Raw genomic sequence first — 13,977 nt, 5'->3', positions numbered from 1 at the left:
GTTGTGTTTTAAACAATAATCGCATTACGCTTTGCATTTTGCAAATAACATTAGCTAAATTATGGGCAAAGGAAAAAATTCAAAAATAATATCAATTATTTAAAAAGTGGCACAAACCATGCTGTAACGATAGTGACCCCTCGGGTCACCTAGCCAACTGACGTTGTTAGTGAACGATATGTTCACAAAACAAGCCAATAGACCCGACTGCCTATTGGCTTCTTTTTTTTACAAGCGACCTAAAATGCTTGGATAGCTAAATCGGTAAGTTTGTTCAACTATTTGCGATGAACTGCGCTCGTAGTTTTTCAATCTCGTCACGCTTTTGTGCCGCTAACTCAAATTCTAAATCTTGCGCATGCTGATACATAGCTGCCTCCAGTCGACTGATTTCTTTTTCTAGCTGCTGAGGGGACAGTGCCTCGTAAGTTTGCGAAGGCTCCGCCACTTTCGATAATGGTACCTGTTTAGTGTTACGCTGGCGTTTAGACTTAGTGATATCGCCAAGTTCCATGATGTCTTTGATATTTCGTTTGAGCGCTTGTGGCGAAATACCCATTTCTTCGTTGTACGCTTCCTGCTTCTCGCGACGACGGTTAGTTTCATCCATCGCCTTTTTCATTGAGTTGGTGATTCGGTCAGCGTATAAAATCGCCTTACCTTCGATGTTTCGTGCAGCACGACCAATGGTCTGAATGAGTGAGCGTTCAGACCGCAAGAAGCCCTCTTTATCCGCATCCAAAATTGCAACTAACGAGACCTCTGGCATATCCAGGCCCTCTCTCAATAAGTTGATTCCCACCAGCACGTCAAATTCTCCAAGGCGAAGGTCACGGATAATTTCCACACGCTCAACAGTATCAATGTCTGAGTGTAAATAACGTACCTTAACATCATGTTCGTGAAGGTATTCGGTGAGATCTTCAGCCATTCGTTTGGTCAGTGTTGTAACCAGAACTCGCTCATCTTTAGCAGCGCGAATACGGATCTCAGACAATAGGTCGTCGACTTGGGTCGCTACTGGGCGAACCTCCAACTCAGGGTCAAGCAAGCCTGTAGGGCGAACGACTTGATCCGCCACATCACCCGCCGATTTTTCTAGTTCGTAATTTCCAGGAGTAGCAGAGACGAAAATCGTCTGTGGCGCTAGTGCTTCAAACTCCTCAAACTTCAGTGGACGATTATCCAAAGCTGAAGGTAAACGGAAACCAAACTCCACCAGCGTTTCTTTACGCGAACGGTCACCTTTATACATGGCACCTATCTGCGGTACTGTCACGTGAGATTCATCGATGATCAACAAGCCATCATGAGGTAAGTAGTCAAACAGGGTTGGTGGCGGCTCACCTTCCGAGCGTCCACTGAGATAACGAGAATAGTTTTCGATACCGGAGCAAAAGCCCAACTCATTCATCATTTCGATATCGAATTGAGTGCGCTGGCTAATTCGCTGCTCTTCCAGTAGCTTGTTGTTATCTAGAAGCTGCTTTTTGCGCACTTCTAGTTCGACTTTAATATTTTCAATCGCTTCAAGAATGCGATCTCTTGGCGTCACATAGTGCGTCTTGGGATAGATGGTATAGCGCGGCAAGTCTCGTTGTTTCACCACGCCTGTCAATGGATCGAACACACTGATGCAATCCACCTCATCGTCAAACATCTCAACGCGCACAGCGTCTTGGTCTGATTCAGCAGGGAATATATCAATCACCTCGCCACGGACACGGAACTGCCCTCGCTCAAAAGCAACATCATTGCGTGAGTATTGGAGCTCCGCTAGGCGACGAAGCATATCACGCTGATCAATCACATCTCCACGTCGCAAATGAAGCATCATTTGTAAGTAGGATTCCGGATCACCCAAACCATAGATCGCTGAAACCGAAGCAACGATAATAGCGTCTTTCCGTTCCAATAAAGCTTTAGTGGCAGACAGTCGCATTTGCTCAATGTGGGCGTTAACCGAAGCGTCCTTTTCAATGAAAGTATCTGTTGTGGGAACGTATGCTTCAGGTTGGTAGTAATCATAGTAAGAAACAAAATACTCAACCGCATTATTAGGAAAGAATGACTTCATCTCACCATATAACTGAGCAGCAAGCGTTTTGTTTGGCGCAAGTAATATTGCAGGTCGTTGGGCTTGAGCAATCACATTCGCTAGTGTGAAGGTTTTACCTGAGCCTGTGACCCCCAACAATGTTTGATGTGCTAGCCCAGCATCGAGCCCCTCAAGCAACTGATTGATCGCTCCTGGTTGATCGCCCGACGGCTGATAATCGGAGACCAATTCATAGACTTTACTCATACCCTTCCTCAATTTTACTGCGCTTTGGCTGTATATATATACACCTTAGTTAATGAAATCTACGTCTATCGAGAATTTAACCATCATTGTTAATAAATTTTCTTGTTTGTCTAGAATGCTATAGCCATATAAAAGTGACTCTGATATAGTACTTCGCCCTAGTTGAAGAGCTACACACATTCTTCACATTATAGTTTCCACAACTTTTCCCCAAAAATTAGCTTAAAACTTTCTTATCCCCAAAAGATTGATTTTTATCCACTTTGAATACCTTTTGATTAAGATCGATAAATCTCTGTTTTATTTGCTTATTTTACGCATAACTCCGACTAAAAATTCACCAAATAAAAACTTAGTTGCATATAAATTTTCTTTACCCAGATCTCATCAACACACTTATCCACAAATTTAGTGGATAACTAACCTCGAGCCTTTACTGGCAAGCCATACAGAAAAGTAAAGCCCTTAACTCAATATTTTTTGCTAAAAATGTATTTTTTTACTGTTGACAGTAGTTTGAGTGCTCGGTAAGATCCGTCCCGCTTTCAAGCAAAGCAATTCCTCCTTAGCTCAGTTGGTAGAGCGACGGACTGTTAATCCGCAGGTCGCTGGTTCGAGCCCAGCAGGAGGAGCCAGATTATAGAAAAGCCGTGTCGCAAGACACGGCTTTTTTGTATCTTAATCGCCATGAAATCTAAGCCAATCTAGGCGCCATAAAATCACACCGAAATAAGTTCAAATTACAGAACTCATAACATTGTCGTAGATAGTGTTCTCACAGCACCACATATTTAATTCTGTCTCTTTCCTAGCAAAAAACAATCATAACTATTTGAATCTATTATTAATGCAATTTAATCATTGAAAAAATGAAAAGCATTCATTTTACTCATAATAAATAAATCCATACGATTAAAAGGGTTAAGAATGGTTCCGTCCTACTCGTCGCCTCCATTCTAATTATCAATAACTTAGGGATTTACTTATGACTATTCCGACAACTGACATGCTAGATGCATGGGCTGGATTTACTGCTGGTGAATGGCAAAACTCTGTCAACACTCGTGACTTCATCCAAAAAAACTATACACCCTATGAGGGAGACGAGACTTTCTTAGCTGAAGTTAGCGAATCCACTTCAGCATTATGGAACCAAGTGCTTGAAGGCATAAAACAAGAAAGCCGCACACACGCCCCTATTGATTTTGACACAGACTTGCCCTCAACAATCACTTCCCACGATGCAGGCTACATCAACAAAGATCTGGAAAAGATCGTTGGCTTACAAACTGATCAACCGCTAAAACGTGCAATCATCGCCAATGGCGGGATTCGCATGGTAAAAAACTCGTGCGAAGTTTATGGCCGCGAGCTAGATCCAACGGTTGAAAAAATCTTCACTGAATACCGTAAAACTCACAACAAAGCGTGTTTCGACCTTTACACCCAAGAAATTCTGGCGTGTCGTAAATCAGGCATCATCACGGGCCTTCCTGATGCCTATGGCCGTGGTCGTATCATTGGTGACTATCGTCGTCTCGCCCTATACGGTATCGACTTCTTAAAAGCAGACAAAAAAGAGCAATACAACTCAACACAAACGTTCTTAGAACAAGGCAACGATCTTGAGAAAACACTTCGTCTGCGCGAAGAAATAGCCGATCAAGTTCAAGCGCTTGAAGACATTCGTCAAATGGGTCTGAAATACGGCATTGATATGTCGCTACCTGCAAAAACAGCACAAGAAGCGATCCAATTTACCTACTTTGGCTACCTAGCGGCGGTTAAATCGCAAAACGGCGCAGCAATGTCACTGGGCCGTACTTCGACTTTCCTAGACGTCTATCTAGAACGCGATATCGCAAACGGTTTGATTGATGAATCACAAGCGCAAGAAATGATTGACCACTTCATCATGAAGCTACGCATGGTTCGCTTCCTACGCACACCAGAATACGATTCATTGTTCTCTGGCGACCCAATCTGGGCAACCGAAGCCATGGCTGGTATGGGCGTTGATGGCCGTACGCTAGTATCTAAAACGACATTCCGGTACTTACATACACTACATACTATGGGCCCTGCTCCTGAGCCAAACATGACGATTCTTTGGTCAGAGCAATTACCTGAAGCGTTCAAGCAATACGCTGCAAAAGTGTCGATTGATACCTCTTCGGTTCAATACGAAAACGACGATCTAATGCGTCCTGATTTCAACAATGACGACTACGCGATTGCATGTTGTGTGAGCCCGCAAATTGTTGGTCAGCACATGCAATTCTTTGGTGCACGTGCCAACCTTGCAAAAGCGCTGCTTTACACCATCAATGGTGGTATCGATGAAAAATCGAAAGCGCAAGTGGGTCCGGTAGTGGACAAAGTTCAAGATGAAATTCTCGACTTTGACGCTTTGATGCCTCGTTTCGACAATATGTTGGAGTGGCTAGCAACGCAATACGTCACAGCGTTGAACATCATCCATTACTCACATGACCGTTACAGCTACGAAGCATCACTGATGGCATTGATGGATCGCGACGTGCACCGCACCATGGCGTGTGGTATTGCAGGTCTGTCTGTTGTCGCTGACTCTTTGGCGGCAATTAAATACGCGACCGTGAAACCTGTTCGTGATGAAGATGGCATCGCCGTTGATTTTGAAATCGAAGGTGATTATCCAAAATTTGGTAACAATGATGCCCGTGTTGATGACATCGCTTGTGATCTGGTTGAGCGCTTCATGAAGAAAATTCAGAAGATGCACACCTACCGCGAAGCAGTGCCAACTCAATCGATCCTAACGATCACATCTAACGTGGTTTACGGCAAAAAAACGGGTAATACACCAGATGGCCGTCGCGCAGGTATGCCTTTTGGCCCGGGTGCAAACCCAATGCACGGTCGTGATGAAAAAGGGGCGGTTGCGTCTTTGGCATCGGTATCTAAACTGCCGTTTGCTTACGCGAAAGATGGTATTTCTTACACCTTCTCAATTGTGCCTAACGCACTGGGTAAAGATGAATTAAGTCAGAAGAAAAACCTAGCCGCGCTAATGGATGGTTACTTCCATCACGAAGCAAGCAACGAGGGCATTGCGATTGAAGGTGGTCAACACCTTAACGTCAACGTTCTGGACCGAGAGATGTTATTGGATGCGGTTGAACATCCAGAGAAATACCCTCAGTTGACGATTCGAGTGTCTGGTTATGCGGTACGTTTTAACTCTCTAACGACAGAGCAACAGCAAGACGTCATCACTCGTACCTTCACGAATAAGATATAAACACAGTCCATCAAGCACTCAGAAAGTTTAAATAATTAGCTTGTAAATATGCATTGCCCGCCTCTCTTTTCTACCTGGGAGAGGCGGGCTTTTTTTAAAATCACACATTAGATGAAAATTAATAGGTAGTATCCTCTCGCTAACAATACATTCAGCAAACGATTCAATTTCTTATTGATTCATCAAAATAGATCAAATAGACGACTATTTTTCCATCGTGTATGTAAAACCACATCGTTCACTGGTTGTTATTGGTGTCACAAAACACGATAATATCAAGATCGGATTTTAAGAACGTAATAACTATGACCGAATATGTTTTGTTGTTGGTCGGCACTGTGCTGGTGAACAACTTTGTACTGGTGAAGTTTTTGGGCCTATGTCCTTTCATGGGCGTGTCCAAAAAACTGGAAACAGCAATAGGTATGGGCTTAGCGACAACTTTTGTGCTAACGCTCGCGTCAGTGTGTGCGTATTTAGTGGAAAGCTACATCCTTCGTCCACTGGGTATTGAGTACCTTCGAACCATGAGTTTTATTTTGGTGATAGCCGTTGTGGTGCAGTTCACCGAAATGGTTGTGCACAAAACCAGCCCGACGCTTTATCGCTTGCTTGGCATTTTCTTACCGCTGATCACAACAAACTGCGCAGTATTGGGCGTGGCACTTCTTAACATTAATGAAAAACATAACTTTATTGAATCGATCATCTACGGCTTCGGCGCCGCTGTTGGTTTCTCATTGGTGTTGATACTTTTTGCATCCATGCGAGAGCGCATAGCCGCCGCCGACGTTCCTGTACCTTTTAAAGGTGCATCAATAGCAATGATTACAGCAGGTTTAATGTCACTCGCCTTTATGGGCTTTACAGGTTTGGTGAAGTAAGCGATGAGTACGATTTTAATTGCGATTATCGCGTTAGCGGTTCTGGCTGCGATTTTCGGCGCGATACTTGGTTTTGCTTCTATTCGCTTTAAAGTTGAAGCGGACCCTATTGTGGATCAAATCGACGCCATTTTACCGCAAACTCAATGCGGTCAATGTGGCTACCCTGGTTGCCGCCCTTATGCTGAAGCAATTGCAAATGGCGACCACATAAACAAATGTCCCCCTGGTGGTCAGGCAACAATCGAAAAGCTCGCCGACTTAATGGGTGTTGAGCCAGAAGAATCTGCGCACGATCTCGACAGCAAAATTCCAACCGTTGCGTTTATTCATGAAGACATGTGTATTGGCTGCACTAAGTGTATTCAGGCGTGTCCGGTGGATGCAATTGTAGGCGGAACAAAGGCGGTCCATACCGTAATCAAAGACGAATGTACGGGCTGTGACTTGTGTGTTGCCCCATGTCCGACTGATTGTATTGAAATGATTCCTGTGGCAACGACCACAGAAAGCTGGAAGTGGCAACTTCACTCCATTCCGGTACTTAACATTACGGATGCTGCCGACAATGCAGCGAACGTGAAAGATTCAATTAAGTAAGGTTTCACATGTTGTCTTTGATTGAACAAATTCGTACAGGCGCGCTTTGGGATTTCCCAGGTGGTGTGCATCCGGCAGAAAATAAAAAGCAGTCCAACAAAACTGAACTCGCTCATGCGGCTATCCCGTCAGAAATTGTATTGCCGCTAAAACAGCACATTGGTAAAGCGGGTAACCTACTGGTTGCCGAAGGTGACTACTTATTAAAAGGTCAGCCATTAACGCAATCGGAGACCGGCTTTACGGTTCCAGTGCATGCTCCAACATCAGGTACGCTCACCGCGATTGAGCCACGAACTGTCGCGCACCCTTCTGGGTTAAGTGAGTTGTGCGCAGTCATCACGCCTGATGGGAAAGATGCATGGTGTGAAAGAAACCCCGTCGCAGATTACCAACAAGAAACCCCTGACGCACTGATTGATATTATTCGTCTCGCTGGTATTTCTGGTATGGGTGGCGCAGGCTTCCCTACTGCAAAAAAAATCCAATCAGGTTTTGCTCGTACCGAGATTCTTATCGTTAATGCAGCAGAGTGCGAGCCATACATCACGTCTGATGACAAGCTCATGCAAGAACATGCCGAAGAGCTTATTCAAGGTATCGAAATTGTCGAACATATCCTGACACCAAAGCTCACGATTATTGGCATTGAAGACAACAAACCAGAAGCAATCAAAGCGCTAGAAGCTGCGGCTATAAACAAAGATATCGTTATTCGCGTTATCCCAACTAAATACCCTTCTGGCGGTGAAAAACAGCTGATCAAAATTTTAACCAATAAAGAAGTGCCAAGTGGCGCGATTCCAGCCGATATTGGTATTTTGGTCCAGAATGTTGGTTCTCTTTACGCTATAAAACGCGCAGTCATCGACGGTGAGCCGATGATAAAACGCATCGTGACTCTCACTGGTAAAACCTTCAAACAACCACGCAACGTTTGGGCATTGTTAGGGACACCAGTACAAGCACTGTTGGATGAGTTTGGCTATAAAGCAGATAAGAAGTTACAGCGTTTAATTATGGGTGGGCCAATGATGGGCTTTACCCTTCCTCACTCCCAAGTGCCGATTACCAAGACAGCAAACTGTATCCTTGCTCCGACTCGTCGTGAGATCTCTCCGCACCAGTATGAGATGGAATGTATTCGCTGTAGCCAATGTGCAGAAGCGTGCCCTGCTTCGCTGCTGCCTCAACAACTGCAATGGCATGCAAAAGCTGAAGAGTATGACAAACTCGAAGAATTAAACTTAAAGGATTGTATCGAGTGCGGCGCTTGTGCGTTTGTATGTCCAAGTGAAATTCCGCTCGTACAGTACTACCGCCAAGCGAAAGCAGAAATTAGAACTAGAACACAAGAAGCGGAAGCTGCAGAGCGAGCAAAACTGCGTTTTGAAGAGAAAAAAGCGCGTATGGAACGCGAAAAAGCAGAACGTGAAAATCGCTTCAAGAAAGCTGCCGATCAGCGCCGTAAAGAGATGAAGTCTTCTGGCGGCGATGATGCGATAGCAGCAGCAATCGCACGAGTGAAAGCTCAAAAGACAGAAACCACAGAAAAAACAGAGCCAGCAGTAAAACCAGCCGTAGCGGCAGCCATTGCCAAAGCGAAGGCGAAACAAGCGGCAGCAGCTAAAGCAGGCTCTAGTGAACCTGATAACTCAGAAATGGCAAAACTGCGCGAAGAGCGCAAACGTCTTGCTCGCGAACGGAAAGCGCAAAAAGAACAAGGCGAAACGCCAGACAATAACGCTGATGATAAAAAGTCGGCAGTTGCGGCCGCCATCGCCCGAGCTAAAGCGAAAAAAGCACAACAAGAAGATTCAACTGAATCTGTAGAATCGGAAACGTCTGCACAGCAAGACAGCGATCCGAAGAAAGCCGCGGTTGCTGCTGCCATTGCACGTGCCAAAGCACGTAAAGCGAAGCAAGCAGACTCAACTGAAGCGGAAGAAGCTGACGCACCTGCTGAGCAAACCGACGATCCGAAAAAAGCCGCAGTTGCCGCTGCAATTGCTCGAGCCAAAGCGCGCAAAGCTAAGCAAGCAGACTCAACCGAAGCGGAAGAAGCTGACGCACCTGCCGAGCAAACCGAAGATCTGAAAAAAGCCGCCGTGGCTGCTGCGATTGCACGTGCCAAAGCACGTAAAGCGAAGCAAGCAGACTCAACTGAAGCGGAAGAAGCTGAAGCACCTACTGAGCAAACCGACGATCCGAAAAAAGCCGCCGTGGCTGCTGCGATTGCACGTGCCAAAGCGCGAAAAGCGAAGCAAGCAGACTCAACTGAAGCGGAAGAAGCTGACGCACCTGCCGAGCAAACCGACGATCCGAAAAAAGCCGCAGTTGCCGCTGCCATTGCACGTGCCAAAGCGCGCAAAGCGAAGCAAGCAGACTCAGCTGAAGCGGAAGAAGCTGAAGCACCTGCCGAGCAAACCGAAGATCCGAAAAAAGCCGCGGTTGCCGCAGCAATTGCGCGCGCGAAGGCTCGTAAAGCGAAACAAGCAGACTCAACTGAAGCGGAAGAAGCTGAAGCACCTGCCGAGCAAACCGAAGATCCGAAAAAAGCCGCCGTGGCAGCTGCCATCGCTCGAGCCAAAGCGCGCAAAGCGAAGCAAGAAACGCAAACAGAGCCTGTTGAAGAAGCAACCTCCGAAGAACCAGAAGTGGATCCGAAGAAAGCCGCGGTTGCCGCAGCAATTGCGCGCGCGAAGGTACGCAAAGCGCAACAAGAAGCTAATAAAAATAATACTGAGGAGAACGAGTAGTGTCGTTTTTTATTGCCAGTTCACCGCATACCCACAGTCGTCGTAATACGCCAGACTTAATGAAATGGGTGGCACTTTGCGCACTTCCAGGTTTAGTAGCTCAAACCTACTTCTTTGGCTGGGGTACGCTGATTCAGCTGATTTTTGCCATTGCAGTCGCTGTATCCCTTGAAGCCTTAGTCATGATCTGTCGTAAACGCTCACCAATGAGAGCGCTACGTGATAACAGTGCAATAGTTACCGCTTGGTTGTTAGCCGTTGCTATACCACCATGGTCTCCGTGGTGGATTATGGTGATCGGGCTTATTTTTGCGATAGTAATCGCTAAACACCTCTATGGTGGCCTTGGACAAAACTTATTCAACCCTGCAATGGTCGCTTATGTGGTCTTGTTGATCTCTTTCCCAGTACAAATGACGAGTTGGAGTGCACCGACATCACTCATACCTGATCATGTAAATTTTGCAGATACACTCTCTTTAATTTTTACGGGCTATGATTACGACGGCTTATCACTTCAGCAAGTTCGCTCAGGTGTTAACGGTGTGACAATGGCGACACCACTTGATGCATTTAAGACTGGCATTCTTACAGGTGCCACTCCAAGCGAAGTAATGTCGCAGCCGATATTTGATGGCTTAGGTGGTATTGGTTGGCAATGGGTAAACCTTGCTTACCTTCTTGGCGGCATAGTCATGATCAAAAAGCGTATCATCCAATGGTATATTCCAGCAGGTTTCCTTGCGAGTCTGACTCTGTTTAGCCTAGTGTTCACGTTGCTGACGCCAGGGGAAACTGCGTCGCCAATTTTACACTTGTTATCTGGTGCAACCATGCTTGGCGCATTCTTTATTGCAACCGATCCCGTTTCGGCGTCTACCACCGTCAAAGGACGTTTAATCTTCGGTGCGCTTATTGGTGCTTTGGTTTTTATCATTCGCAGTTGGGGCGGTTTCCCAGATGGTGTTGCATTTGCAGTGTTGCTTGCAAATATGTGTGTGCCACTGATCGATTACTACACCAAACCTAGAACTTACGGTCACTGAGGTAAACATGTTAACCGCTATTAGAAAAAATGGTCTGACACTCGCGATATTTGCATGTGCAACAACCGGATTAGTCGCCCTTACTCAGTACCTAACAAAAGACCAAATCAAGGTACAAGAGCAAAAACAATTACTTTCTGTTTTGAATCAAGTCATTCCAGAAAACATGCATGACAACGCACTCACGCAAGCTTGTACAATGGTCACGTCTCCAGATCTGGGGACATTACGTGCGATGCCAGCCTACCTCGCCACGAAGAATGGTGAACCAACAGCAATCGCAATAGAATCTATCGCGCCAGATGGCTACAATGGTGAGATAAAAGTGATTACTGGGATTGATAATCAGGGCAATATTTTGGGGACACGCGTCCTAAACCACCAAGAAACCCCTGGTCTGGGCGATAAAATCGATCTTCGTGTCACCGACTGGATCCTGAGCTTTACAGGAAAACAAGTCACGGAAAACAATTGGAATTCGTGGAAAGTTCGTAAAGATGGCGGCGATTTCGATCAATTTACTGGTGCAACGATCACGCCAAGAGCCGTCGTAAAAGTGGTGCGAAATACCGTTAACTACGTAAACCAATCTCGTGAAGACATTCTTAACCAGCCGTTAGGCTGTGAAGGAGAGCAGTAATGAATGAGAATAAATTACTGATGAAAAACGGTATGTGGAGTAACAACCCCGCTCTCGTACAACTGCTGGGCTTATGTCCACTGCTAGCGGTTTCTTCCACGATAACCAATGCATTAGGTCTTGGTATTGCAACCTTACTCGTGCTAGTTGGATCCAACGTAACAGTTTCTCTTATTCGTAACTATGTGCCAAAAGAGATCCGTATACCTGTATTCGTTATGATCATTGCCTCACTCGTTACCTGCGTTCAGTTGTTAATGAATGCCTATGCGTACGGTTTGTACCTGTCTCTAGGTATCTTTATTCCTCTGATTGTAACGAACTGCATTATTATTGGCCGAGCAGAAGCTTACGCGTCAAAAAATGATGTTGCACCCGCTGCGCTAGATGGTTTGTGGATGGGCCTTGGTATGACGAGCGTCTTGGTTGTTTTAGGTGCCATGCGCGAATTGATTGGTAATGGCACACTATTCGACGGAGCAGACCTTCTCCTAGGAGACTGGGCTTCAGCTCTACGGATTCAAGTTTTCCAATTTGACAATAGCTTCCTGTTAGCGCTTCTCCCACCTGGTGCATTTATCGGTGTTGGGCTGTTGATAGCGCTCAAAAATGTCATAGATAATTCAATTCAGGCACGTCAACCAAAAGAAGAAAAACCAACCATAGAACGTGCTCGCGTCACTAACGCATAACAAGATAAGGCTCTGTCATAGGAGCCTTTTTCATAAACCGCAGAGACGGTATTGGAAGTCAGCAATGAACAAAATAAAAAGAATCGAAATTCTTGAGCGATTACGAGAAAACAATCCGAATCCTCAAACTGAGCTTAACTGGAGCTCCCCTTTTGAGCTGCTAATCGCTGTATTACTATCAGCTCAAGCAACCGATGTAAGCGTCAATAAAGCCACCGACAAGCTTTTCCCTGTAGCGAATACACCTCAAAGCATTCTTGATTTGGGAGTCGATGGCTTAAAAGAATACATAAAGACCATCGGTTTGTTTAACTCAAAGGCAGAAAACACAATCAAGACTTGTAAGATCTTGTTGGAAAAACACAATGGTGAAGTTCCTGAAGATCGTGCCGCGTTAGAAGCGCTACCAGGCGTAGGTCGCAAGACCGCAAACGTCGTGCTCAACACCGCTTTTGGTTGGCCAACTATTGCCGTCGATACGCACATTTATCGCGTGTCGAATCGCACTAAATTTGCGATGGGAAAAACGGTTGATGATGTCGAGCAGAAGCTATTAAAAGTTGTGCCAAAAGAGTTCAAACTCGATGTGCACCACTGGCTCATTCTTCATGGTCGTTATACGTGCGTAGCAAGAAAACCTCGCTGCGGTAGCTGTATTATCGAAGATTTGTGCGAATATAAAGAGAAAGTATACCCAGATAGCTAATGCTATTTGTAAATCAAAGCTAGGAGCAAAAAATGTCAAACGGTCGAATTCTCCACACTATGCTTCGCGTAGGTGATCTAGACAAATCCATCAAGTTTTACACTGAAGTTATGGGCATGCAGCTGCTTCGTACTAACGAAAATAAAGAGTACGAATACACGCTAGCGTTTCTTGGTTATGGTGACGAATCCCAAGGTGCAGTGATCGAACTGACTTACAACTGGGGTAAAACTGAGTATGACCTAGGTACTGCTTTTGGTCATATCGCCATTGGTGTTGATGATATCTACACAACTTGCGACGCTATCAAAGCGGCGGGCGGTAATGTGACGCGTGAGCCAGGTCCAGTAAAAGGCGGAAGCACGCACATTGCATTCGTAAAAGACCCAGATGGTTATATGATTGAGCTTATTCAAAACAAGCAAGCTTCATCAGGTCTTGAAGGCTAAGCGGCACTTCTAATAATCACTTGTACTGCAAGTTGAACTCCGATTACAGGCAGGTCTGCGATCTGCCTGTCCTTTTATAAACAAAACCCTTTACTTGATAATAGTTATCGTTTAGATTTATCCGCAACTTCGATATGCGGGATTACGATAATGATCAGTGAATGGGAAAAACACACACTTCTAGCCGATACGGCACTTCAACTAGATGACCCTGTTCGCAGCATTCTTCATTACCAGCAAGCCCTAAGCCTGAGTGAAGATATCAGCGAATGTGTGGAAATTGAGGCGGACGAGCGATTATTAATTTCTGTGATTTCTTGTCATAACTTAGCTCAGTTCTGGCGTTGGGCTGGAGATACTGACTATGAACTCAAATACCTTCAACTGGCCTCTGAGAAGGTCTTAACACTTATCCCACAATGCCCAAATAAAGAGTGTGCAAGCTTTATCGACTCGATAGGATGCTGTACTAAGGCGTTGATAGACTTTATGAAGCGTCACCCTAATCCGGCTATTGCCAAACAGGTTGAAAAAATCGATACCGCCACCAATTGCGAAGTCATTGCCAAATTCCGCTTAAACTAACATTCAAATTATACAGCAGGAATCACCG

Annotated in this window: 11 protein-coding genes and 1 tRNA gene; 11 read left to right on the top strand and 1 reads right to left on the bottom strand. The window is 45.3% G+C overall.

Annotated features, from left to right (window positions below; genetic code table 11):
* Nucleotides 1–274 precede the first annotated feature (274 nt).
* Nucleotides 275–2,305, bottom strand: a complete 2,031-nt coding sequence (uvrB, locus tag R8O70_RS14525) for an excinuclease ABC subunit UvrB (RefSeq protein WP_017636056.1) — start codon at nucleotides 2,303–2,305, stop codon at nucleotides 275–277.
* A gap of 559 nt (nucleotides 2,306–2,864) precedes the next feature.
* On the opposite strand from uvrB, the gene R8O70_RS14520 reads away from it, so the two are divergent.
* From R8O70_RS14520 to R8O70_RS14470, 11 genes are all read left to right on the top strand, one after another.
* Nucleotides 2,865–2,940: transfer RNA gene (locus R8O70_RS14520), tRNA-Asn, on the top strand.
* A 350-nt stretch (nucleotides 2,941–3,290) separates the two neighbouring features.
* Complete coding sequence (gene pflB, locus R8O70_RS14515) at nucleotides 3,291–5,588, top strand: formate C-acetyltransferase (protein ID WP_258623341.1); 2,298 nt, start codon at nucleotides 3,291–3,293, stop codon at nucleotides 5,586–5,588.
* A 305-nt stretch (nucleotides 5,589–5,893) separates the two neighbouring features.
* Nucleotides 5,894–6,472: an electron transport complex subunit RsxA gene (gene rsxA / locus R8O70_RS14510; RefSeq protein WP_318184224.1), complete on the top strand. Its 579-nt coding sequence runs from the start codon at nucleotides 5,894–5,896 to the stop codon at nucleotides 6,470–6,472.
* Between the two features lie 3 nt (nucleotides 6,473–6,475).
* Nucleotides 6,476–7,072 carry an electron transport complex subunit RsxB gene (rsxB, locus tag R8O70_RS14505; protein ID WP_005380760.1) on the top strand — a complete coding sequence of 199 codons (597 nt, stop codon included), beginning with the start codon at nucleotides 6,476–6,478 and terminating at the stop codon, nucleotides 7,070–7,072.
* Nucleotides 7,073–7,080: 8 nt separating this feature from the next.
* Nucleotides 7,081–9,831 (top strand): electron transport complex subunit RsxC, encoded by a 2,751-nt coding sequence (gene rsxC, locus R8O70_RS14500; protein WP_258623353.1) that lies wholly within the window; start codon nucleotides 7,081–7,083, stop codon nucleotides 9,829–9,831.
* A complete protein-coding gene (rsxD, locus tag R8O70_RS14495) occupies nucleotides 9,831–10,877 on the top strand; it encodes an electron transport complex subunit RsxD (RefSeq protein WP_318184223.1) in 1,047 nt (348 codons plus the stop codon). The genes rsxC and rsxD overlap by 1 nt, the downstream gene beginning before the upstream one ends.
* A gap of 7 nt (nucleotides 10,878–10,884) precedes the next feature.
* Nucleotides 10,885–11,517, top strand: a complete 633-nt coding sequence (gene rsxG, locus R8O70_RS14490; RefSeq protein WP_047103464.1) for an electron transport complex subunit RsxG — start codon at nucleotides 10,885–10,887, stop codon at nucleotides 11,515–11,517.
* Nucleotides 11,517–12,209 (top strand): electron transport complex subunit E, encoded by a 693-nt coding sequence (locus R8O70_RS14485; protein ID WP_005380745.1) that lies wholly within the window; start codon nucleotides 11,517–11,519, stop codon nucleotides 12,207–12,209. The genes rsxG and R8O70_RS14485 overlap by 1 nt, the downstream gene beginning before the upstream one ends.
* Before the next feature lie 64 nt (nucleotides 12,210–12,273).
* Nucleotides 12,274–12,915: an endonuclease III gene (gene nth / locus R8O70_RS14480; protein ID WP_005380743.1), complete on the top strand. Its 642-nt coding sequence runs from the start codon at nucleotides 12,274–12,276 to the stop codon at nucleotides 12,913–12,915.
* Between the two features lie 32 nt (nucleotides 12,916–12,947).
* A complete protein-coding gene (gene gloA / locus R8O70_RS14475; RefSeq protein ID WP_017635317.1) occupies nucleotides 12,948–13,364 on the top strand; it encodes a lactoylglutathione lyase in 417 nt (138 codons plus the stop codon).
* A gap of 150 nt (nucleotides 13,365–13,514) precedes the next feature.
* Nucleotides 13,515–13,949, top strand: a complete 435-nt coding sequence (locus R8O70_RS14470; protein ID WP_005384886.1) for a DUF2753 domain-containing protein — start codon at nucleotides 13,515–13,517, stop codon at nucleotides 13,947–13,949.
* Nucleotides 13,950–13,977 lie beyond the last annotated feature (28 nt).

The sequence above is a fragment of the Vibrio sp. 779(2023) genome, from assembly GCF_033344285.1.
Classification (GTDB): Bacteria; Pseudomonadota; Gammaproteobacteria; order Enterobacterales; family Vibrionaceae; genus Vibrio; species Vibrio alginolyticus.
This window is presented reverse-complemented; position numbering and strand designations above follow the sequence as displayed.